Origin of the sequence: Actinomadura sp. NTSP31 (genome assembly GCF_041951385.1) — a bacterium.
In the GTDB taxonomy this organism is placed as follows: Bacteria; Actinomycetota; Actinomycetes; order Streptosporangiales; family Streptosporangiaceae; genus Spirillospora; species Spirillospora napierensis.
Map to the genome: position 1 here is coordinate 120,174 of NZ_JBGNUT010000002.1, position 22,891 is coordinate 143,064.

General features: G+C 72.6%; 18 protein-coding genes. 9 read left to right on the forward strand and 9 right to left on the reverse strand.

Annotated elements, in window-relative coordinates; genetic code table 11:
* Window positions 1-2 precede the first annotated feature (2 nt).
* The 8 genes from hpnH to ACA514_RS03470 all read right to left on the reverse strand — a co-directional run bounded on the left by hpnH (window position 3) and on the right by ACA514_RS03470 (window position 9,810).
* Window positions 3-1,004, reverse strand: coding sequence for an adenosyl-hopene transferase HpnH (hpnH, locus tag ACA514_RS03435; RefSeq protein ID WP_375039495.1), 1,002 nt, complete (start codon window positions 1,002-1,004; stop codon window positions 3-5).
* Window positions 1,005-2,915 (reverse strand): squalene--hopene cyclase, encoded by a 1,911-nt coding sequence (gene shc / locus ACA514_RS03440; RefSeq protein ID WP_375039496.1) that lies wholly within the window; start codon window positions 2,913-2,915, stop codon window positions 1,005-1,007. It abuts the gene before it with no gap.
* Complete coding sequence (locus tag ACA514_RS03445) at window positions 2,915-3,937, reverse strand: polyprenyl synthetase family protein (RefSeq protein WP_375039497.1); 1,023 nt, start codon at window positions 3,935-3,937, stop codon at window positions 2,915-2,917. The genes shc and ACA514_RS03445 overlap by 1 nt, the downstream gene beginning before the upstream one ends.
* A 67-nt stretch (window positions 3,938-4,004) precedes the next feature.
* Window positions 4,005-5,324: a hydroxysqualene dehydroxylase HpnE gene (gene hpnE, locus ACA514_RS03450; protein ID WP_375039498.1), complete on the reverse strand. Its 1,320-nt coding sequence runs from the start codon at window positions 5,322-5,324 to the stop codon at window positions 4,005-4,007.
* Window positions 5,321-6,238, reverse strand: a complete 918-nt coding sequence (gene hpnD / locus ACA514_RS03455; protein ID WP_375039499.1) for a presqualene diphosphate synthase HpnD — start codon at window positions 6,236-6,238, stop codon at window positions 5,321-5,323. The genes hpnE and hpnD overlap by 4 nt, the downstream gene beginning before the upstream one ends.
* Before the next feature lie 3 nt (window positions 6,239-6,241).
* Window positions 6,242-7,099 (reverse strand): squalene synthase HpnC, encoded by an 858-nt coding sequence (hpnC, locus tag ACA514_RS03460; protein ID WP_375039500.1) that lies wholly within the window; start codon window positions 7,097-7,099, stop codon window positions 6,242-6,244.
* A gap of 513 nt (window positions 7,100-7,612) precedes the next feature.
* Window positions 7,613-8,221 carry a TetR family transcriptional regulator gene (locus tag ACA514_RS03465; RefSeq protein ID WP_375039501.1) on the reverse strand — a complete coding sequence of 203 codons (609 nt, stop codon included), beginning with the start codon at window positions 8,219-8,221 and terminating at the stop codon, window positions 7,613-7,615.
* Complete coding sequence (locus ACA514_RS03470; protein ID WP_375039502.1) at window positions 8,218-9,810, reverse strand: MFS transporter; 1,593 nt, start codon at window positions 9,808-9,810, stop codon at window positions 8,218-8,220. The genes ACA514_RS03465 and ACA514_RS03470 overlap by 4 nt, the downstream gene beginning before the upstream one ends.
* Window positions 9,811-10,898: 1,088 nt before the next feature.
* Here ACA514_RS03470 and ACA514_RS03475 point away from each other — a divergent pair.
* Both ACA514_RS03475 and ACA514_RS03480 read left to right on the forward strand, forming a co-directional pair.
* Window positions 10,899-12,182, forward strand: coding sequence for a DUF222 domain-containing protein (locus ACA514_RS03475; protein WP_375039503.1), 1,284 nt, complete (start codon window positions 10,899-10,901; stop codon window positions 12,180-12,182).
* Window positions 12,183-12,490: 308 nt separating this feature from the next.
* Entirely contained in the window at window positions 12,491-15,256 is a 2,766-nt protein-coding gene (locus ACA514_RS03480; protein ID WP_375039504.1) for an aconitate hydratase, read from the forward strand.
* A 119-nt stretch (window positions 15,257-15,375) separates the two neighbouring features.
* On the opposite strand, the gene ACA514_RS03485 is transcribed toward ACA514_RS03480, so the two are convergent.
* Window positions 15,376-16,095, reverse strand: coding sequence for an SDR family oxidoreductase (locus ACA514_RS03485; RefSeq protein WP_375039505.1), 720 nt, complete (start codon window positions 16,093-16,095; stop codon window positions 15,376-15,378).
* Between the two features lie 84 nt (window positions 16,096-16,179).
* Here ACA514_RS03485 and ACA514_RS03490 point away from each other — a divergent pair, with 84 nt between their 5' ends.
* From ACA514_RS03490 to ACA514_RS03520, 7 genes are all read left to right on the forward strand, one after another.
* Window positions 16,180-16,788 (forward strand): TetR/AcrR family transcriptional regulator, encoded by a 609-nt coding sequence (locus ACA514_RS03490; protein ID WP_375039506.1) that lies wholly within the window; start codon window positions 16,180-16,182, stop codon window positions 16,786-16,788.
* Between the two features lie 111 nt (window positions 16,789-16,899).
* Window positions 16,900-18,006, forward strand: coding sequence for a hypothetical protein (locus ACA514_RS03495; protein WP_375039507.1), 1,107 nt, complete (start codon window positions 16,900-16,902; stop codon window positions 18,004-18,006).
* Window positions 18,003-18,953, forward strand: a complete 951-nt coding sequence (locus tag ACA514_RS03500) for a DUF6772 family protein (protein ID WP_375039508.1) — start codon at window positions 18,003-18,005, stop codon at window positions 18,951-18,953. The genes ACA514_RS03495 and ACA514_RS03500 overlap by 4 nt, the downstream gene beginning before the upstream one ends.
* Window positions 18,954-18,967: 14 nt before the next feature.
* Window positions 18,968-19,330, forward strand: coding sequence for a hypothetical protein (locus tag ACA514_RS03505; RefSeq protein WP_375039509.1), 363 nt, complete (start codon window positions 18,968-18,970; stop codon window positions 19,328-19,330).
* 12 nt (window positions 19,331-19,342) lie between these two features.
* Window positions 19,343-20,866 carry an ABC transporter substrate-binding protein gene (locus ACA514_RS03510; RefSeq protein ID WP_375039510.1) on the forward strand — a complete coding sequence of 508 codons (1,524 nt, stop codon included), beginning with the start codon at window positions 19,343-19,345 and terminating at the stop codon, window positions 20,864-20,866.
* Window positions 20,863-21,960 carry a LacI family DNA-binding transcriptional regulator gene (locus tag ACA514_RS03515; protein ID WP_375039511.1) on the forward strand — a complete coding sequence of 366 codons (1,098 nt, stop codon included), beginning with the start codon at window positions 20,863-20,865 and terminating at the stop codon, window positions 21,958-21,960. The genes ACA514_RS03510 and ACA514_RS03515 overlap by 4 nt, the downstream gene beginning before the upstream one ends.
* Window positions 21,960-22,886 (forward strand): ABC transporter permease, encoded by a 927-nt coding sequence (locus tag ACA514_RS03520; protein WP_375039512.1) that lies wholly within the window; start codon window positions 21,960-21,962, stop codon window positions 22,884-22,886. The genes ACA514_RS03515 and ACA514_RS03520 overlap by 1 nt, the downstream gene beginning before the upstream one ends.
* Window positions 22,887-22,891: the final 5 nt, after the last annotated feature.

A 22,891-nucleotide genomic window follows, 5' to 3' on the forward strand; every position in this document is an offset into this window, starting at 1 on the left:
GATCACACGCTCCGCACGGCGCGGAGCGACTCCTTCAGCGAGCCCATCGTGGCGAACACGGCGGTGGGCTCGTAGCCGCAGTGCGCCATGCAGTTGGCGCAGCGGTCGTCGCGCCCCCGGCCGTAGGAGTCCCAGTCGGTCTCCTCCAGCAGCTCCTTGTAGGACTCGGCGTAGCCGTCGTCCATCAGGTAGCAGGGGCGCTGCCAGCCCTTCAGCGAGTAGGACGGGATCGCCCACGCCGTGCACGGGAAGTCCGCCTTGCCTTCGAGGAAGTCCAGGAACAGCGGCGAGTGGTTGAACCGCCAGCGCTTGCGGTTGCCCGCGAACGCCTTCTGGAACAGCGCCCGCGTCTCCTGCACGCCCAGGAAGTGGTCCTGGTCGGGCGCCTTCTCGTAGGCGTACGCGGGGGAGATCATCATCTGGTCCACGCGCAGGTCGTCGTTGAGGTAGTCGAGCACGTCGATGACGGTCTGCGGAGTGTCGGTGTTGAACACGGTGGTGTTCGTGGTGACCCGGAACCCGCGCTCCTTGCACATCCGGATCGCCGCGACCGCCTCGTCGAACACGCCCTCCTTGCACACGGACGCGTCGTGCCGCTCACGCAGCCCGTCGACGTGCACCGCCCACGCGAAGTACCGCGACGGCTCGAAGTCGTCGATCTTCTTCGGGATCAGCGCGGCGTTCGTGCACAGGAACACGTACCGCTTCATCCGGACCAGCTCGCGGACCAGCTCGCCGATCTGCGGGTGCATCAGCGGCTCGCCGCCCGCGATCGACACCATCGGCGCCCCGCACTCGCGGATCGCGGCGACGGCCTGCTCGACCGGCATGCGCTGCTTGAGGACGCTCGCCGGATGCTGGATCTTCCCGCACCCGGCGCACGCCAGGTTGCAGGCGAACAGCGGCTCGAGCTCGACGATCAGCGGGAACTTCTTCCGCCCCGCCAGCTTGTTCCGCAGGACGTACCCGCCGACGCGCAGGCTCTGGCGCAGTGGCATGGCCATTCAGGATCCCGTCTCCTTCACATAGCGGCCCAGCGCCGACAGCGGGAACACCAGGCGGTACAGGTGGTAGTTGATGTAGAAGTCGCCGGGGAACCCGGTGCCGGTGAAGTGGTCCTCGTCCCACGTCCCGTCCGGGCGCTGGTGCTCGACGAGCCACCGCACGCCCCGTTCCACGGCCGGGCCGCGCTCCCCGGCCGCCAGCAGCGCCAGCAGCGCCCACGCGGTCTGCGACGCGGTGGAGACGCCGTGCCCGATCCATTCCGGGTCGCGGTAGGAGCGCAGGTCCTCGCCCCAGCCGCCGTCGTCGCGCTGGTGGCGCTCCAGCCACGTGACGGCCCGCCGGATCGCGGGCCCGTCCGGCCGGACGCCCGCCGCGATCAGCGCGGGCACCACGCTGCCCGTCCCGTAGACGTGGTTGGCGCCCCACCGGCCGAACCAGGACCCGTCGTCCTCCTGCGCCTTCAGCAGCCACACGACGGCCCGCTTCACCAGGGTCGAGTCGGCCATGCCGCGATGGCTGAGCGCCTCCACGACGTGCGCGGTGACGTCGGCGGACGGCGGGTCGATGACCTCGCCGAAGTCGCAGAACGGCAGCCGGCGGCACAGCGCGCGGGTGTTGTCGGCGTCGAACGCGCCGAACCCGCCGTCCCTGGACACCATCCCGGCCATCCACCGCACGCCGCGCTCGATCGCCGGCTCGGCCCTCGGATGGGCGACGCGGCTCAGCGCGAGGACGGCCTCCGCGGTGTCGTCGGTGTCGGGGTAGTAGTCGTTGTCGAACTCGAACGACCAGCCGCCCGGCGGCAGGTCGGGGCGGCGCACCGACCAGTCGCCCGGCCCCTGCACCTCCTCGCCGACCACCCACTCGGCCGCCGCCTCCAGGGCCTGGTGGTCCGCGGGCAGGCCCGCGTCGACCAGCGCGTTCATCGCCAGGACGGTGTCCCAGACGGGGGACTGGCAGGCCTCCAGCCGGCGCCCCTTCGCGTCCCGGACGGTGAAGCGCTCCAGCCCTTCGAGGCCGCGCCGCACCACCGGATGGTCCAGGCCGTGGCCGAGCAGGTGCAGCGCGAGCAGCGAGTACACCCACGGCGGCTGGATGCCGCCCCACGACCCGTCCGGCTCCTGCCGCGCGATGATCCACTCGCCGGCGCGGCGCAGCGCCGCCTTCCGCAGCCCGCGCAGCGGCCGCCGCTCGTAGGCGTGCAGCACCCGGTCGAGCGCGCCGAACGCCTCGTCCCAGCCCGGGACCACCCGCCGCCCGCGCCGCACGGCCCGCCCCGACCGCAGCTCCTCCAGCTCGAACGGCAGCGGCCGGACGGGGCGCTTCGCCGCGACCACCGTCAGCGGGACGATCGTCTGCCGCGCCCAGCACGCGAAGTCGTAGACGTTCAGCGGGAACCAGCGCGGCAGGAACACCATCTCCGGCGGCACCACCGGTAGGTCGTCCCACGGCCACTGCCCGAACATCGCCAGCCAGAACCGGGTGAAGACGCGGGTGGCCGGGATGCCGCCCTCGCCCCGGACGAACGCGGCGGCGCGGCGCATGTGCGGGGCGTCCGGCTCGTCGCCCGCCAGCCGCAGCGCCACGTACGCCTCGACGGTCGTGGACAGGTCCGGCGGCCCGTCGTGGAAGTTGGCCCAGGTGCCGTCCGGCGCCTGCTGCGAGCGGATCCAGCGGGCCGCCTCGCGGGTGTCGGCGTCGGTGCGGATGCCGAGGAACTCGCGCAGCAGCAGGTCCTCGGCGTCCATCGTCACGTTGGTCTGGAGCTCGCCCTTCCACCAGCCCTCCGGCGCCTGCAGGGCGAGCAGGTGGTCGCGGGCGGCCGCCATCGCCTCGGCGGGCGTGCGGGTCGCGGTGGTTCCGGTGGCGGGCCCGGCGGTGGGCCCGGCGGCGGGTTCGGTCGCTGTCATCAGTGGTCCCGGCGGGTGACGAAGTCGGCGATGTGCAGGAACTCGGCGCGGACCGGCTCGGGCAGCCCGGCGGACGCCAGCTGCGCGGTCGCGCTCGCGATGCGCCGGTCCGCCTCGTCCTCCGCCCACGCCCGGCCGCCCGCCGCCTCGACCAGCGCGGCCGCCTCGGCCGACTCTTCCTCGTCCGGCCCCTCGGGGTCCGGCGGCACCGCGTACAGCTCGGCGAGCCGCGCGCCCTCCGGCGTGCCGGAGTTCAGCGCGGCCACCACCGGCAGCGACATCTTCCGGGACCGCAGGTCCGACAGCGCCGGCTTGCCGGTCGTCGCCGGGTCGCCCCAGATGCCGAGCAGGTCGTCCACCAGCTGGAACGCCAGCCCGAGGTCCTCCCCGAACGCCTCCAGCGCGGCCGACAGCGGCTCCGGCGCGCCGTCCAGCACCGCCCCGATCGCGCAGGAGCAGGCCAGCAGCGCGGCGGTCTTGTCCGCCGCCATCGAGGCGCACTCCTCCAGCCCGACCTGCCGGCGGGTCTCGAACTCCAGGTCCAGCGACTGGCCCGCGATCAGCCGCCGCGTCGCGACCGTCAGCGAGCGCGCCGCCCGCGCCGACCCCTGCCCGGGCGCCTCCAGCAGCACCTCCAGCGCGAGGGCGAGCAGCGCGTCGCCCGCCAGGATCGCGGCGGGCTCCCCGAACACCGTCCACGCCGCCGGCCGGTGCCGGCGGGTCCGGTCGCCGTCCATGATGTCGTCGTGCAGCAGCGAGAACGCGTGCGTCAGCTCCACCGCGACCGCGCCGGGCAGCGCGCTCTCCGGCGGCGCCCCCGCCGCCCGCGCCGACAGCAGCGCCAGCGCCGGGCGCAGCGCCTTCCCGGCGGGCGCCGTCAGCGGGCGGCCCTCCTCGTCGGCCCAGCCGAGATGGTAGGCCGCGACCCGGTAGGTACGCGGATCGAGCCGGCCCACCGCGGCGCGCAGCGCCCCGTCGACCAGCCCGCGGACATCGGTCATCGAGACCGGTACGGCCGTCATCGATCACACCTCTCCGAATGGTTCGCCTCGGACTCCCGGGCCGGGCGGGCGGTGGCGGACGCGGCCGTCACCGGTCCCGCACCCCCTCCAGGTGGCGGCGGACCAGGCGGGCGGCGGTCAGGCCGCTGCGCACCGCGCCCTCCATCGTGTCCGGCCACCCCGTGTCGGTCCACGCGCCCGCCAGGAACAGGCCCCTGGCCCGGGTCGCCGCGCCCGGACGCGGCGACCGGCTGCCCGGCGCCTGCCGGAACGTCGCCCGCCGCTCCCGCGTCACGAACAGCTCCCGGACGTGCGCCCCGCGCGCCCCCGGCAGCAACCGCGCCAGCTCCGGCACGAACCGCTCGCGCAGCGCGGCGGTGGGCCGGTCGATCCAGCGGTCCGCCGCCGACAGGGAGATCGCCAGGTACTGGCCGTCGCGCAGCCCGCCCACCCCGGTCCGGTCGAAGATCCACTGGACGGGCGAGCCGACCGCCGCGGCGAACGGCTCGTCCAGCACCCGCCGGTCGTACACGACGTGCACGTTCACGATCGGGCTGGCGTCCAGCTCGTGCCAGCGCAGCGGCCGCGGCAGCGCCTCCGCGGGCAGCAGCCGCGCCGCCGCCTCGTGCGGGACGGCCAGCACCACCGCGTCCGCCGCGATCGGCATCCCGTCCACCACCACCTTCGGGTCGGTGGTCACCGCCTCGACCTTCGCCTTCAGCCGGACCGTCCCGCCCATCTCGGCGATCCGGCGCAGCGCCGGGCCGCCGTGCAGCTCCTCCAGCGGAACGATCGGGACGCCGATGTCGGCCGCGTCCGGGCGCCCGAACAGCGCCCGCCGGCACACCATCGCCGACAGGCCGAGCGCCGCGTCGTCCACCTCCGCGTTCAGCGCCGCGGTGATGAACAGCCCCCACAGCGCCTCCCGCGCCCACGGCCGCTGCCCGTGCTCGGCCAGCCACCGGCCCGCCGACCGCAGGTCCAGCGCCGGGTCGTCGGGGTCGAGCCGCTGCAGCGCCGCCGACGCGCGCACCGCCCGCAGCCGGTCGGCGACCGGCAGATGCGAGTACCGCGCCAGCGACGGCAGCATGTGCAGCGGGCTCGGCAGCGGCGACCTGCGCAACCGCGCCGGCCGCGCGCCCGGCCGCAGCACCGGGACGTCGAACCGGTCCTGCATCCGCACCAGGTGCTCGGCGCCGAGCCGCCGCAGCAGCCCCTGATAGGCGGTGCAGCACCGCAGATACACGTGCTGGCCGTTGTCGACGCTCAGCTCGTCGCGCCGGAACGAATGCGTCGCGCCGCCCAGCCACGGACGCGCCTCCAGCAGTGTGACCGCGATCCCCGACTCCTGCAGCGCGATCGCGGTGCTGATGCCGGCGAGCCCGCCGCCCACCACCACGACGCTCACCGCTCCACCCCCGTCAGCGCCCGCGCCGCCACCACGGCCTTCTGCCACGTCGGCAGCGACACCCGCGAGTTCAGCGCCGCCGCCGGGTCCGCCGCGATGCACTCCAGCAGCCGCCGGTAGATCCCCGCCATCGCCGCCGTGCACGCCGCGCTGCGCCGGTCCAGCAGCGGCAGCAGCCGCAGCCCCTCGGCGTACCAGGCGCGGGCCCGCTCGGCCTGGAAGACGACCAGCTTGTGCAGCCGCCACGGCGGGTCGATGAACACCCCCGACTCGTCCAGCTCCAGCGTGCAGCCGAACTGCTCCAGATCCTCGGCCGGCAGGTACACCCGCCCCGCCGCCCGGTCCTCCCGCAGGTCCCGCAGGATGTTGGTGAGCTGCAGCGCGACGCCGAGCGAGTCCGCGAGCCCCTCGGCGCGCTGCCGGCCGTCCGACCCGAACACCCCGAGCGACAGCCGGCCCACCGAGCCCGCGACCTGCTGGCAGTAGCGCAGCAGGTCGTCGAACGTCTCGTAGCGCGCCCCCCGCACGTCGCTCTCGCAGCCGTCGATCAGCTCGTCGAACGCGGCGAGCGGGATCGGGAAGCGGCCCGCCGCGTCCGCCAGCGCCGTCAGCACCGGATGGCCCTCCAGCGTCCGCACGTCGGCGCGCCGCCGCAGCACCTCCTGGACGGTCAGCAGCCGCTGCCGCGACCGGTCCAGCAGGTCCAGCCGCACGCACGCCGGCTCCGGCCCGTCCCCGATGTCGTCGATGCCGCGCGCGAACGCGTAGATCGCGCTCATCGCGCGGCGCTTCGGCGGCGGCATCAGCCGTATCCCGTAGGAGAAGTTGCGGGCCTCCTCGCGCACCACCCGCTCGCAGTGCCGGTACGCCCCGGCGACCTGGTCGGTGCGCTCGCACGCCTCTGAAACCGTCATCGCTCAGCCCCTTCCAAGTGCGCGCGCCCACCCGGCCAGCACGGCGGCCCGGCGGGGGCGCGGCGGATGCGCGAGCACGTCGTAACCGGCGCCGGCCAGCGCCGCCAGCGCCGCCCGCCCGCCGGCGACATAGCCGCCCACGGCGACCCGGGCCCAGCCGGTCAGCCCCTTCATCAGCGCCGCCGCGCCCTCGTCCAGCAGGCCGGCGGCGCGCCCGGCCTCCAGCGCCAGCACCCCGCGCAGCCGCGTCGGCGTCACCGCCCGGGTCAGGTCGCCGTCCGCGCAGCCGAACCGGCGCAGATCCTCGGCCGGCAGGTACACGCGCCCGTCGCGGTGGTCCTCCGCGACGTCCTGGCAGTGCTCGATGATCTGCAGCGCCGTGCAGACCTTGTCCGACGCCCGCTCCAGCCCGGCGTCGTGGGCGCCGAACACGTGCAGCACGATCCGGCCCACCGGGTCGGCCGACAGCGCGCAGTACTCCACCAGCTGGTCGAACGTCTCGTAGCGGTGGACGACCTGGTCCTGCCGGTTGGCCTCGACCAGCCGCCGGAACGGCTCGGCCGGGATCCGGTGCGCGTGCACCGTGCCGGCCAGCCGGCGCAGCTGCGGCAGCTTCGGCGTCCCGCCCTTGTAGACCCGGTCCAGGTCGTCGTCGACCAGGGCCAGCAGGTCCGCGCGCTGCGCGGGCGGCGCCTCGTCCCCGATGTCGTCGACGAGGCGCGCGTAACCGTAGACGGCCCGCAGGTCGTCGCGGTGCCGCGCGGGCAGCAGCCGGGCCGCGACGGGAAAGTTCTCCCGCGCCGCCAGCGCGTCCAGCATGCGATCGTGGTCGAACGCGCTCCAGGGTGAATCGGTGATCACCTTTGTGAGATTGGCCGGTCCGGCACTAAAGAAACTCTGGCCAAGGTATGGACTTATTGAAGCGCCGCGTGTCCCGGGCTGAACCGTTCCAGAGTTCCCGGCGTCTGGGCCATTGAACAGCCCATCATCCGCGTAAAGCCCCTTCCGGGAGGAAGTCCGGATATGCGGGGAACCGGCATGTGGTGGGGGTGATGGTCGGGCTCATGGCGATGACGGCTACGGGGGTGGGGGCTGCGGAGGATTTGGGATGCATGGGGGTATTTCGGTTGTTGTGGTTCTCGTATTGGGGAACGCGGCGGTCACCATGAACATGGGCTATCTCGCCGTGGAAAAGATGGCGCTGCTGAGGCGGGTTCAGGGCGCGTGCGGTGGCTGTGGCGCGATCATCAACGGGCCGCAGCGGCGAGGGCGAGGTGGCCGGGCGGGGCCGGGCAGGGCGGGGGGAGAGGCGAGCGGCATCCGGCAGCGCTGGTGGGCGTCCTCGGTGTCGGGTCGCGGCGGTGTGCCCTCTCGTCAGAGGCGTAGGCCCTCGAAGAGGATGCCCAGGTGGTGGTCGTACAGGGCTATCAGGTCTTCGGCGCCGCCGCCGTCCACCCAGTGCCGCATCACCGTCATCGAGACCGCGATGAGCGCCGCCGCCGCGCACCTCACCTCCAGGTCCGCGGCGTCGCGGCCGGTCCGCTCGGCGATCGCCGCCGCCACCGCGTCCTGGTTGCGCAGCTGCTCGTCCATCGCGCGCGCCCGGATGCCGGGATCGGTGAAGGTGAGCCGGATCCGGGTGAACAGCTCCTCGCGGTCGGCCTCCAGCACCCGGCCGAACGACTCGGTCATCGAGCGCCGGACGGCCTGCACGACCGGCTCGTCCGCCGGCCGCGCCGCGAGCGCCTCGGCGAGCGCCCCGTCGTACTCGTCCGAGAGGATCACGTCCTCCTTCGCCGGGAAGTAGCGGAAGAACGTGCTGGGGGAGACCTCGGCCGCCTCGGCGATCTGGTCGACGGTCGTCGCCTCGTAGCCCCGCTCGGCGAACAGCCGGTACGCGGCCTGGCGGATCGCCACCCGGGTCTTCGCCTTCTTGCGCTCGCGCAGCCCGCACGTGTTGGCCGGGGTCTCCCTGGTGCTCATGCCGGCAATTCTCCCGCGCGCGCGGGAGTCTCCGGTTGCGCGGTGGCGGTGCGGGCTTGCCGTGCGGTGTTCGGGGAGGCGGGCTGCGCGGTCTTCGAGCGGCCGGGCAGGAAGGCGAGCGCGAGACCGGCGGCGAGGACGGCCGCCGCGGCGCAGACCAGCAGGGTCAGGTCCATCCCGTGGACGAACGCGCCGTGCGCCGAGGCGAGCAGCGCACGGTCGTGGAGCCGCTCCGCCACCGCGTCCGCGCCGGTCACCGAGCCGCGCGCCGCCTTCGCCGCCGCGTCCGGGAGGCCCGGCAGGGACAGCCGTGCGAGGTAGCCGGCGTTGAGGACGCTGCCGAGCGCCGCGACGCCCAGCACCCCGCCGAGCTGCTGGATCGTCTCCAGCAGGCTCGTCCCGGTGCCGGGGCCGTCCTCCGGAAGCGACCCGATCACCATGCTCGTCGCCGGGACGACCGCCAGCCCGAACCCGAGGCCCGCCATCGAGAGCCACCCGGCGGCCAGGGCGTAACCGTCGCCGGGGCCCGTGGTGGCGCCGAGGAGGGCGCCGCCGGCCAGCAGCAGCAGTCCCGCCGGGATCACGACGCGGGCGCCGAGCCGCGGGACGAGCGGTTCCGCCAGCGTCGCCGCCGCCATCAGCCCGCCGATCAGCGGCAGCAGCCGCAGCCCGCTGCCGAACGCGTCGTTGCCCAGCACGGCCTGCAGGTACTGCGGGACGACGAACAGCAGCCCCATCACCGCGAAATTGACGAAGACGGTGATCACCGACCCCCAGCGGAACGTCCCGTCCGCGAACAGGCCGAGATCGACCAGCGGCGCGGGCGTCCGCCGCTGCCGCCGCACGAACAGCACGAGCAGGACGGTGCCGGCGGCGAGCGGTGCCAGCACGGACGGGCTGCCCCAGCCGTGCCCGGGCACCTGGATGGTCCCGTAGACGAGCACGGTGATGCCGAGCGTGCCGAGCAAGGTTCCGAGGTAGTCGAACCGCTTGGTGTTGCGGGCGCGCGGGCCGTCCGCCGGGAGCAGCCGCAGGCACGCGGCCGCGGCGAGCACCGTCACGGGGACGTTGAACAGGAACACCGAACCCCACCAGAAGTGGTCGAGCAGCCATCCGCCGACGAGGGGGCCGATCGGCATCCCGACCGCCGTCGCCGCCGTCCACACGCCGATCGCGCGCGGCAGCTCGTCCTTGCCGAACACGCGCGGCAGGATCGCCATCGACAGCGGAGTGATCATCGCCGCGCCGAGGCCGAGGACCGCGCGCGCCGCGATCACCTGCCCGGCCGTCCCCGCCAGCGCCCCGGCCGCCGACGCCAGCCCGAACAGCGCGATCCCGCCCAGCAGCAGGCGCCGGTGGCCGAACCGGTCGCCGAGCAGCCCCGCCGGGAGCATCCCGACGGACAGCGCCAGCAGGTAGCCGCCGCCGATCCATTGCAGCTGCGCGCTGGTCGCGCCCAGCTCGTCCGACAGCGTGGGCAGCGCGACGTTGATGATCGTCCCGTCCAGGCCCACGATCAGCACGCTCAGCGTGAGCGCCGCCAGCGCCCACCACCGGCGGGCGGAGCGGTCCGGTTCCCGGCTCGTCATGATGGCTTCTCCTCAAAGTGACAGTGGACTTGCAAGTGATAGTGCACTGTCAGATTCTGGTCGTCAAGGGGGCGAGGCCGTCGGAACGGGCGGTGCGGGTCCTCGCCGGTTGGCCAAGATCGGCGGTATGAGTGATGCTGTGCCGTCAGGGGCTTCGGGGTCCGGGGCGTCGCCTGTGGAACTGGTTCGTGCTGGTGAGGCGGCTCGGCGGGGGACGTTGCGGGGTTCGGGCATCTCTTCGCGTCCGGACGAGGGGTTCCGTGCTACCCGGGATCTCCGAGGTCGGCGCGCTGCGGGGCAACATGCTCACCGAGGTGGACCGAGATGAAGAGGGCATGGCGTGGTACGTCCATGCGGCCAAGGGCGGTCATGTGCCGGCCATGTTCGCCGTCGCGAACTGGTACCGGGATGGGCTGGGCGGACCCGTCGACCGCGGTCCAGGTCGTCCGGTGGTTCATCGCGATGCCGGCCATGGGCGACGGCGACGGCGTCTACGAGGCCGCGGACGCGTTGATCACTACGGTCCGGCCCAGCGGTGGGGGCTTCCATTCGGTGGACAGGGGACCGGGTGGTTGCGCACGCGTACGTGGGGGTTGTGTTGGTGGCCGCCGTTCCGTATCTCCGCTGCGTGGATCGTCCGTTTCGAGCGCGGTCTGCGAGTAGCGTGCGGATCTGCTCGCCCCTCGCTCTGGCTTCGTTTGTGGCGCGCCTTTTTTTATCGGATAAGTGTGGTTGCGGTGGTCGCGTGGCTGAGGTGGCTCCTGCGGGTTGGCTTGCTTGTTTCTGTTAGTTGGTGGTTGCTGGGCCCGGGGTTGCGGTGGTCGGCTTCGGGTTGGTGTTCACGCTCTGGTTGCTGCGGGGTGCGGCTTACTGCACGCGCAGCGCTTCGCGCTGCGCGAAAAAGACGGTCTACTGGGGGTGGGGCTGATCTTTTGTTGGGGCGGAATTGTTTTGGAAAAATGTTGTGGCTTTAATGTGGCTTGTCTGGATTGTCTGTCGCCTTGTTTTGAGGTGGGCATTATAATTTGAGGGAGCGTTGTGATGGGGGGTGAGTTGCCGTGGGGTTGCCTGTCGGAGTTGTGGGTGAAGTGCGTGAGTGGGAGGGGCGGAGTTGGTTTCCGCCGGGCCCGCAATTGGCCGTTTGCCTTTCGGGTGGCAAAGAGCGGCTGGCGGATCTGACCGACGGGGAGTTGTTGGAGGTCGCCGCCGCCGCGCGGCGTCAGACGTCGTGGGCGCAGGCTCGTGAGCTGGCCGCGATCGCCGAGTTGGCGGGACGGCGTGCCGATGGTGCTTCCGAGGACGATCCACGGGTTCTGTCGGCGCACGAATCGGTCACCGACGAGGTGGCGGCGGCGCTGGCCGTCACCGGTAACGCCGCCGCCGCACTCGTCCACCTGGCCGAGCGGCTCGCGGACGGGCTGCCCGGCACCCGGCAAGCGCTGGAGGCCGGGCGCATCGATCTCGCAAAGGCCCGGGTCATCTGCGATGTCACCGAGAGCCTTTCCGGGGACGTCGCCGGACGGCTCGAAGCCGTGGCCCTGGAGAAGGCGTCCGGTCAGACGTCGGGGCAGTTGCGTCGTCGCATCACCCGGATGGCCCGTCGGCTCGCTCCCGAAGCGGTTGAGGAGCGCAAGCGTGACGCGGTGCGGGGGCGGCGGCTGGAGGTGTGGGAGAACCCGTCCGGTACGGCGAACCTGGCCCTGTGCGACCTTCCGCCGGAAGAGGTCCACGCCATCTACAACAAGCTCAGCGCGGCGGCGCGCGGCCTCAAGGCGGACGGGGACGCGCGGTCTCTCGGTGTCCTGCGTGTCGATCTGGCCAAGCGGCTTCTCGGTGGCGCCGAGTTCTCGGATTCCGTTCGCGTATTACTTGCCGAGGCCGTCGAGGAGCCCCCGGAGTCGCAAGCGGCAGAGGATGTGGCGGTTCCCGCGTTGGCGGCCATGGTCGAGCGGCGGCTTGCTGAGGTGCGTGCCCACGTATCGCTGGAGGCACTGCCCGCTGCCGTCCGGCAGGCGGCGCAGCGGATCCATGACGACCTCGCGGAACGGCGGGACGCGGTCTGCCGGGGCGACGGGGAGGAGCACGGGCGGCCCGGTTACCGGCCCTCGGCGGCTCTGCGGCGTGAGATCGAGACCCGGCATGCCACGTGTGCGTTCCCGAGCTGCAACCGGTCTTCGCGCAGGTGCGACCTCGACCACACGATCCCGTGGCGGCCCGGATCGACCTGCCGGTGCAACCTCGCGCCGCTCTGCCGGAGGCATCACCGGCTCAAGCAGAGCCCGGGGTGGACGCTCCACCAGATCTGGCCCGGCCTCCTCGTCTGGACGACCCCCGCCGGTGCCTGGTACATCGTCCGCCCCGACCGGACCTGAAGAGCCTCGGAGGCGCCGGCCCGCCCGGGGGCGGGGCTGCCGTAGGGTGGTAAGTAGCTCGATGTCGAGATAAATTGGATGTATCTTGACATCAAGAAAAATCCTGCGAGAGTTAGGCGGACCCGGTTCCCGGTCAGGGGCTTGACTAGGGCAGGATCAAGGTAGACGAGCACACCCGCCTCGTCGCGCGCCGCGCCGCCCGACCCGCGCCGGCCGCGCGGGCGGGCGCACATTGAAGATCACGATGAGCGTGCGCCGCGCGGTCATGTCCCGGACCGGACGCGCGGCGTGTGACGGAGGAGGAGTCCGTGTCCGCGAACAGCTTCGGCAGCCTGAGCAGGCTTCAGGTGGGCGGCAAGTCGTACGACATCTACCGGCTGGACGCGGTCGAGGGCTCGGCCCGTCTCCCGTACAGCCTGAAGGTGCTGCTGGAGAACCTGCTGCGCACCGAGGACGGCGCGAACGTCACCGCCGAGCACATCCGCGCGCTGGCCCAGTGGGATGCCAAGGCGCAGCCCAGCAAGGAGATCCAGTTCACCCCGGCCCGGGTGATCATGCAGGACTTCACCGGCGTGCCGTGCGTGGTGGACCTGGCGACGATGCGCGAGGCCGTGCGGGACCTGGGCGGCGACCCGACGAAGATCAACCCGCTGGCGCCGGCCGAGATGGTCATCGACCACTCGGTCATCGTCGAGTACTTCGGCTCGCCGCAGGCCTTCGAGCGCAACGTGCAGGTCGAGTACGAGCGCAACAAGGAGCGCTACCAGTTCCTGCGCTGGGGGCAGACGGCGTTCGACGAGTTCAAGGTCGTCCCGCCGGGGACGGGCATCGTGCACCAGGTGAACATCGAGCACCTGGCCCGCGTGGTGTTCGACCGGGACGGCGTCGCCTACCCGGACACCTGTGTCGGCACCGACTCGCACACGACGATGGAGAACGGCATCGGCGTGCTCGGCTGGGGCGTCGGCGGCATCGAGGCGGAGGCCGCGATGCTCGGCCAGCCGATCTCCATGCTGATCCCGCGGGTGGTGGGCTTCAAGCTGACCGGTGAGCTGCCCGCCGGCACCACCGCGACGGACCTGGTGCTGACCATCACCGAGATGCTGCGCGAGCACGGCGTGGTGGGCAAGTTCGTGGAGTTCTACGGCGAGGGCGTGCACGCGCTGCCGCTGGCCAACCGCGCCACGATCGGCAACATGAGCCCCGAGTTCGGCTCCACCTGCGCGATCTTCCCGATCGACGACGAGACGCTGAAGTACCTGCGGCTCACCGGCCGCAGCGAGGAGCAGATCGCGCTCGTCGAGTCGTACGCCAAGGAGCAGGGCATGTGGCTCGACCCGTCGGTCGAGCCGGACTTCTCCGAGTACCTCGAGCTGGACCTCGGCACGGTCGTCCCGTCGCTGGCCGGCCCGAAGCGCCCGCAGGACCGCATCTCGCTGTCGGCCGCCAAGCAGACGTGGCGCCGCGACGTGCAGAACTACGTGAAGAGCGTGCTGGGCCCGGCGGACGAGGCGTCCGACGAGTCGTTCCCCGCGTCCGACTCCCCGGCCATCGAGCACGGCGGCAACGGCGACAAGCCGCGCCACGTCGACGCCGACGGCTCGGGCCGGCCGCACAACCGGGTGCCGGTCACGCTGGACGACGGCACGAGCTTCGAGCTCGACCACGGCCACGTCGCCGTCGCCGCCATCACGTCCTGCACCAACACCTCCAACCCGTACGTGATGATCGCCGCGGCGCTGCTGGCCAAGAACGCCGTCGAGCGGGGCCTGACCCGCAAGCCGTGGGTGAAGACCTCGCTGGCGCCGGGCTCCCAGGTCGTCACCGACTACTACGAGCGCGCCGGCCTCACCCCGTACCTCGACAAGATCGGCTTCAACCTGGTCGGGTACGGCTGCACCACCTGCATCGGCAACACCGGCCCGCTGCAGCCGGAGATCTCCAAGGCCGTCAACGACAACGACCTGGCGGTCACCGCGGTGCTGTCCGGCAACCGCAACTTCGAGGGCCGCATCAGCCCCGACGTGAAGATGAACTACCTGGCGTCCCCGCCGCTGGTCATCGCCTACGCGCTGGCCGGCACGATGGACATCGACATCCTCAACGACCCGATCGCCGAGGGCACCGACGGCCCGGTGTACCTGCGCGACCTCTGGCCCGCGCCGGAGGAGGTCGCCGAGATCGTCGAGTCGTCCATCGGCCAGGAGATGTTCACCAAGGACTACGCCGACGTCTTCAAGGGCGACGAGCGCTGGCGCGGCCTGGAGATCCCGACCGGCGACATCTTCGAGTGGGACGAGGCGTCCACCTACGTCCGCAAGGCGCCGTACTTCGACGGCATGGGCGCCGACCCGGAGCCGGTCACCGACATCCACGGCGCGCGGGTGCTCGCCAAGCTCGGCGACTCGGTCACCACCGACCACATCTCGCCCGCCGGGTCCATCAAGGTCGGCACGCCCGCCGCGCAGTACCTGCAGGACAACGGCGTCGCGGTGAAGGACTTCAACTCCTACGGCTCGCGCCGCGGCAACCACGAGGTGATGATCCGCGGCACGTTCGCCAACATCCGGCTGCGCAACCAGCTGCTGGACGACGTGGAGGGCGGCTACACCCGCGACTTCACCCAGGACGGCGCGCCGCAGTCGTTCATCTACGACGCCGCGCAGAACTACGCCGCGCAGGGCACCCCGCTGGTGGTCCTCGCCGGCAAGGAGTACGGCTCCGGCTCGTCCCGCGACTGGGCCGCCAAGGGCACCGCGCTGCTCGGCGTCCGCGCCGTCATCGCGCAGTCGTACGAGCGCATCCACCGCTCGAACCTGATCGGCCTCGGCGTCCTCCCGCTGCAGTTCAAGGAGGGCGACTCGGCGGAGTCCCTCGGCCTGACCGGCACCGAGACGTTCGACATCACCGGCGTCACGGCCCTCAACGAGGGCGGCATCCCGGACGAGGTGACGGTGAAGGCGGACGGCAAGGAGTTCAAGGCCGACGTCCGCATCGACACCCCCGGTGAGGCGGACTACTACCGCAACGGCGGCATCCTCCAGTACGTCCTGCGGAACCTGATCCGCAAGTAGGACCGGCGTGAAGGCGGGCCGCCTCCCCCGAGCGGGGAGGCGGCCCGTTCTCATTCGCCGGAGGCGGCGGGGATGCGGGTCGGGACGTACCGGCGAGCAGCGCGGCGTCCGGGACGCGGTCAGCGCCCGGTCGGCAGGCTGAGCCCCCCGTTGCACTCGATGACCTGGCCGGTGACGAAGCCGTTGGCCGCGGTGAGCAGGATCGCCTGCGCGACGTCCTCGGGACGCCCGACGCGACCGACCGGCAGCGCGGCGGCGTGGTCGGCGAACATCGCGTCCCGCTGCTCGGCGGGCATCGCGTCCCACCACGGCGTCTCGATGACGCCGGGGGAGACGGCGTTGATCCGCCGCGGCGCCAGCTCGGTCGCCAGCGGCCGCACCATCGCCTCCAGGGCGCCGTTGATCGCGGCGAGCCCGGACGTTCCGGGCAGTGCGGCGCGGGCCGACGAGGCGGTGATGAAGGTGACCGAGCCGTCCTCGGCGAGGCGGGGCAGCGCCGCCTGGACGATCCGCAGGTGCAGCCAGAACTTCGCCTCGAAGCCGTGCCGCAGGTCGGCCAGGTCCAGGGTGGCGAACGGGCCGGCGCCGGAGCCTCCGCTCAGCGCGAGGACGAGGTGGTCGTAGCGGGTGTCCTCGGCGAAGAACGCGGTCACCTCGTCCTGCGAGGAGGCGTCGACGCGGCGGGCGGTGAGGCCGCCGGCCGCGGCCTTGGCGAGCCGCTCCTCGTCCCGGCCGGTGATCACGACGTCGGCGCCCTGCGCGGCGAACAGCGCGGCGGTGGCCGCGCCGATGCCCGAGGTGCCGCCGAACACGAGCGTGCGCTTTCCGGTGAGCGACATGGCCGGCTCCTTATTGTCGAGACCTTGTGTCTCGACAAGTATTCATCGAGACTCGCGGTCTCGTCAAATGGGTAGGGTGGTGCCATGAGTGACAGGCGACGCCCGCACACCGGGCGGCGGCGCAACGAGGCGGCGCGGCGCGCGATCCTCGACGTCGCCGTCGACCTGCTGGCCCGCGACGACGGCGCCCCGGTCACGATCGACTCGCTCGCCGCCGCCGCCGGCGTCGGCAAGCAGACGATCTACCGCTGGTGGCCGTCCAAGGGCGCGGTGCTGCTGGAGGCGATGGCCGAGCGCGCGGGCGCCGACATCCCCGTGCCCGACACCGGAACGCTCCGCGGCGACCTCGAGGCGTTCCTGACCGCGACGTTCCGGGGCGCGGGCCAGCGGCTCACCGCGTCCGTGCTGCGCAACACGATGGCCGAGGCGCAGCGCGACCCGCACGCCCGCGAGCACATGCGGACGTTCGTCGAGTCGCGGCGCCGCGTCCTGTCCGGGCTGCTGGAACGGGCCCGCGACCGGGGCGAGATCGCGGACGGCGCCGACCTCGCCCTCATGGTCGACCAGGTCTACGGAGTGCTGTGGTACCGCGTCCTCGTCGGGCACGAACCGCTCGGTGACGCGCAGGCCGCCGACCTGGCCCGCGCCCTCTCCGACCAGGCGGCGGCCCGCCTTGGCGGCGGGGGCCGCTGACCCGCGTTCCCGATTCCCCTCTTGACAGAACGGGGCTCGGCCATCGAAGGTGTGTGAACGATCACGTGAACGTTAATGTGACTCAGCCGACACCGGAAGGCCCCCTCCAGCATGAGGACCCCCCGTCTCCCCGCCCGCCCGGCCGCGGCGCTCGCCGCGGCGGCCTGCGCGGCCGCGGTGCTCGTCCCCGCGTCCGCCGCGCAGGCCGCCGCGCCGGGCCGGCACGCCCGCGGCTTCGACCTGCGGATCGCCACCTACAACACGTGCGGGCACGGCTGCCTGCCGACCGAGCAGGCCTGCGTCGACACCATCGGCCGCGACTGCGCGACCAAGCTGGCCCCCTGGGCGGACGGCCGCGCCGCGAAGGTCGCCGACGACGTCGTCCGCGCCCGCGCCGGGGTCGTCGTCACCCAGGAGATCGGCAACAACCCCACGCCGACCCAGCCGGGCGTGGACGTCGAGTCGTTCCGCGCGCCGCTGACCGCGGCGATGCGGGCGCGCGGCTACGCCGAGGCGCCCGCGGACTACGCGGGAACCCGCAACCCCTGGTACGGCTACCCGCTCAAGTCGGGCGCCGGCCGGTTCACCTACTACGACGCCCGCCGGTTCTCCGCCGAGGACGAGCGCGGCAAGGCCCTCCCGCACGACCTGCTGTGGCTGCCGGACTCCACCGAGATCTACGGCAAGACGATGACGTGGAACGTCCTGCGCGAGCGCCGCACCGGCACCCGGTTCGTCGTCGTCGACATGCACCTGGAGTACCGCAAGAACGGGGCGACCGACCCCAACGGCTGGACGAAGAACTGGGACCAGGTCCGCTACGCCGACGCGACCCGCACCGTCGAGTACCTCACCCGCGACAACCCGTCCACGCGGCGGCTGCCGATCGTGTTCGCGGGCGACATGAACTCCGCGTCCAAGGAGGACGGCGCCAGCGCCTATGACGCGTTCGCCGACCTCGGCTACGCGGACTCCTTCGAGGCCGCCCCGGCGAACCGGCGCACCAACGCCGAGTACGCCTCGTTCAACGGCGGGAAGATCCCGCTGCCGAAGTCGGAGGACAAGATCGACCACATCTTCGTCAAGGCCGGCACGCCCGTCCGGCAGTGGACGCTCGTGCCGCAGACCACCGCGCAGGCGGGCGAGGCGCGCGACCTGCTGCGCTCGGACCACAACCTGGTGGACGCCACCGTGAGGATCGAGGGACCCGCCCGATGACCACCCCCGTGAGCGGACGCTCCCTGGCCGCCGAGCTCCGCAAGGCCGACCCCGCGCTGTCCCGGTTCGACCCGCTGGACCGGATCCTCGTCCACGACGACTTCAACACCGGCACGCACGGCTGGATCGAGCTGCTCGGCAACTACGACGGGCACGGGAACCTCGACACCGTCGACGACCACATGCGCGACTTCCGGCCCCCGCAGCTCAGCTCGTGCAACTTCTTCGACGTCGGCACGCACGGCGCGATGTCGGGGACCTACGCGCTGAAGGTCGCCACCCGGCCGGTCGCCGGCCACACCGGCGTCGCGATCCGCCGCCTGACGATGGCGGGACGCGGCCGCGTGCAGTTCGAGGCGTACCTGACCTTCAAGACCGAGGCGGCGTCGGAGGAGAACCAGGCGGCGACCAAGGCGGGCGCGGGGGAGTGGGACGCGAACCTGCACCCGTCCGAGCAGCAGTTCGGCGCGTTCACCATCGCGACCGACATCTGCGACGGCGTCCGCTACCACTGCGTCGCCCGGTACCTGAACACCGACCTGGACAACGACCTGCGCCGCGAGTGGGTCTACCCGACGGTGCCCGAGCCGACGCCGCGCGAGCACTTCGAGGGCAAGCTGAAGCTGCCGCCGACCGCGGACTTCACCGCCCCCGACCCGGACGACTGGAAGGCGTTCGGCGGGCCGCAGGAGCTCTGCTACAACGAGGTGCCGACCAAGGTCAACTGGCACTACGTGCGGTGGGTGATCGACACGAGCACCCGCTCGAACATCGAGCTGCAGGTCAACGACACCGTGTACGACATGCGCGACGTGCCCGTCCCGCCGTACGCCGAGGAGTACGGGTCGTTGCAGAATCTGCTCAACTTCTACGTCTCGGTCAGGACGCACACCGACGTGCGCAACTTCCTGTACCTGGACTCGGTACTGATCTCGGCGGACTGGTGAGGAGCCCCGGCAGCATGCGCGAGTCGTTCACGGCCGTCCTGGAGCGCAACCGCACTTTGGCGGGCGAGTTCGCGACGGAACCCTACGAGGCGGCCTGGGCCGCGGAGGCGCGCTGGTTCGTCCGGACGCTGAAGCGGACCGGCGCCGGCACCCGGCTGCGGGTGACGACCCAGATCTCGCCCGACGGCCTGCACTGGTGCGACCTCGACGCCGGACGCGAGATCACCGGCGACCTGGTCAGCTGGGAGTCGGCCGGCTTCGGCGGCTGGCTGCGGCTGAAGGGCACCGTCGTGGCCGACGGGCCCGAGGCGGACGGCCCCGTGCCGGAGACGGGCCCCGCCGCCACCGTGATGATCTATCTCGCGCTGAAGAGCTGAGGGAGCGCCGTCATGGACCTGCGAAGGCGCGAGTTCCTCGCGCTGGCCGGCCTCGGCGCCTCGGCCGTGGCGCTCGGCGGCTGCGGCGGCGCGGGCGCGGGCGCGGCCGCGCCGCGCGGGTCGCTGCGCGCCGCGTTCGGGCAGCCGGTCACCGACCTCGACCCGTACAACGCGGGCACCGCGGTGGACGAGGCGTCGCTGATCGTCAAGCGGCTGGTCTTCGACACCCTCGTCCGCCGCGACGCGGCCGGCCGGCTCGTGCCGGGCCTGGCCGCGTCGTGGCGGCGCGAGAACGACACCACCTGGGTGTTCCGGCTGCGGTCCGGGGTGCGGTTCCATGACGGCAGCCCGCTGACGGCCCGCGACGTCGTCGCCTGCCTCGAACGGACCAAGGCGGTCAAGTCGGCGCAGAGCGCGCTGTGGGCGACCGTGAAGTCCGCGCGGGCCGACGACGACACCACGGTCACGTTCGTCACGGACGGGCCGATGGGGACGCTGCCGGTGAACCTCACCCTGCTGTTCATCGTGCCGGCGAAGCTGGTCGCGGACCCGGCGCAGAAGCGCCGCCCCGTCGGCTCCGGGCCGTTCCGGGTCACCGGGTTCACCCCGTCCACCGAAGTCGAGCTGGCCCGCTTCGACGGGTACTGGGCGGGGGCCGCCGGGCTCCCGGGCATCTCGATGCCGTTCATCGCCGAGACGTCCAGCGCGATCACGGCGCTGCGCAACGGCGACGTCGACCTGCTGTGGCCCGTCCCGTCCGACCAGCTCGGCGAGGTGAAGGGCAAGCACGGCGTGCGGGTCGCGTCGGTGCCGAGCTGGACGTACTACCTGACCTGGTTCAACTGCGGGCGCAAGCCGTTCACCGACCCGCGCGTCCGGCGGGCCATGGTGCAGGCCCTCGACATGGACGAGATCGTCGGGAACCTGTTCGGGGCGGGCGCGCAGCGGATGGACGCGCCGATCCCGTCCACGGTGTTCGGCCACGCCGCGCAGCGGCCCTACGCCCACGACCCCGGTGCCGCCCGCAAGGCGCTGCGGGACGCGGGGCTCGGCGACGGGTTCGAGACCACGATGATGTGGTTCGACGCCACCGGCCCGCTCGCCCGCGAACTCGCCCAGTCGATGATCTCGGCGTGGAAGGACGTCGGGGTGACCGTCCGGCCGCAGAGCATCGAGAAGGCCCAGTGGCTGCAGCGCCTCAACACCCTCGACTGGGACATGGAGCTGCAGACCAACACCGTGACGACCGGGGACGCGGCCTTCACCCTCGGCCGGCTCTACACCTCCAAGGCGAACCGGATGGGCTACAAGAACCCCGGCCTCGACAAGATCCTCGCCGCGGCCGGGCAGGCCGCCGAATCCGACGACCGGGCCCGGCTGTACGCCGACGCGTGCCGGATCGTCTGGGACGACGCCGTCGGGATCTTCCCCGCCGCGCTCACCACCGCCTACGGCCTCGGCACCGGGATCACCGGGTTCACCCCGGCCGCGAACAACCAGCCCGACCTGTCCACGGTCACGAGGAGGACGCCATGACGCCGCGCCGCCGGGCCACCCTGCGCGACATCGCCGCCGCGCTCGACCTGTCGGTCAACACCGTCTCCCGCGCCCTCGCCGGCAAGGACGCGGTGAGCGCCGAGACCCGGGAACGGGTCCGGGCCGAGGCCGACCGGCTCGGCTACGTGCCGAACACGATGGCGCGATCGCTGGTGCTCCAGAACGCCATGACGATCGGCCTGGTCATCACCAACCCCTCCAACCCGTTCTACGCCCGGCTCATCAGCGCGATCGAGGAGCGCGGCCGGGTGCACGGCTACTCGCTGATGCTCATGGTCACCGAGGACAGCGCCGAGAACGAGCGGCGCGTCGCCGAGGAGCTGATGCGCTGGGGCGTCGACGGCGTCCTCGCCGTCCCCGTGCAGCACGGCATCGACCACTGGGAGCGGCTCGGCAAGTCCGGCACGCCCGTCCTGCTGCTGAACCGCGACCTGCCCGGCCTGGACGCCGACCTGGTCGGCGTCGACTACTACGACAGCGCCCGCCGCGCCACCGAGCACCTGGTGGACGGCGGCGCCCGCGAGTTGTACCTGGTCGAGGAGGACCTGGACATCTCCCCGGTCGCCGAGCGGATCCGCGGCTTCCGCGCCGTGCTGGACGAGCGCGGCATAACCGTCAGCGACGACCACGTCCTGCGGGTGCCGACCCGCCGCCGGGAGGCCAGCTCGCAGCCCTGGGACCCGATCGACTCCTACGCGATCGGCCGCCGGCTCGCCGCCCGGATCGAGCCCGGCTCCGCCGTGCTGGCCGGCAACGACTACTTCGCGCTCGGCCTGTACCGGGCGTTCACCGAGCACGGCCTGTCCATCCCCGGGGACGTCGCCGTCGCCGGGCACGGCGACCACCCGTTCGCCGCCTACCTCGCGCCGCCGCTGACCACCGTCCGGCTGCCCGCCGCGCGCGTCGGCACGACCGCCGTCGACCTGCTGCTGGAGCGGATGGCGGGCGCCCCTCCCGCGGGGGCGCCGCCCGCGGAGGCGCCGAGCCGCACGCTGCTGGAGGCCGACCTCGTCGTCCGCGCCTCGACCGCGGGGCCCGCGCCCTCCGGCGCCCGGACCGGGAGGACGTCCTGATGGGCCGCTTCCTGCTCCGCCGCGCCGGCCAGGCCGTCCTCGTCGCCTGGGGCGCCGTCACGCTGGTGTTCGTGGTCGTGCGGATCGTCCCCGGCGACCCCGCCACCCTCATCCTCGGTCCGGACGCGAGCGCCGACCAGCTCGCCTCCGTCCGCGCCGACTTCGGCCTCGACAAGCCCCTGTGGCGGCAGTACCTCACGCACATGGGCGAGGTGCTGCACGGCGACTTCGGTGACTCGTGGCGGCTCGGCGGCAGCGCCATGAGCGCCACCCTCGACCGCTTCCCCGCGACCCTCGCGCTCGCCGCGCTCGCCCTCGTCATCACCCTCGCGGTCGGCTTCCCGCTCGGCATGGCGTGCGCACGGCGGCCCGGCCGGATCCTCGACGCCCTCGTCTCCGCCGGGTCCCTCGTCGGGCAGGCGCTGCCGTCGTTCTGGCTCGGCATCGTGCTGATCCTGCTGTTCGCGCGGCAGCTGCACTGGCTGCCCAGCACCGCGGGCGGCGGCCCCGAGGCGGTGATCCTGCCGTCGGTGACGCTCGCGCTGCCGTTCGTCGGCTGGCTCGCCCGGCTCGTCCGCAACGGCGCCCTGGAGGAGATCGGCAAGGACTACGTCCGCACCGCGCGCGCCAAGGGCACCGGCGAGGGCGCCGTGCTGTACGTGCACGTCGCCCGCAACATCGCGCTGCCCGTCGTGACCGTCCTCGGCCTGCTGATGGGCAACTTCATCGCCAACGCCGTCATCGTCGAGGTGGTGTTCTCCTGGCCCGGCCTCGGCTCGCTGATGGTCGACGCCATCACCAACCGCGACTACGCCGTGGTCGAGGCCGCCATCGTGACGATCACGGTCTGCTACATCGCGCTGAACCTCGTCGTCGACGTCCTGTGCGTCGCCCTCGACCCGCGCCTCACCCCGCAGAACGCATGAACGGG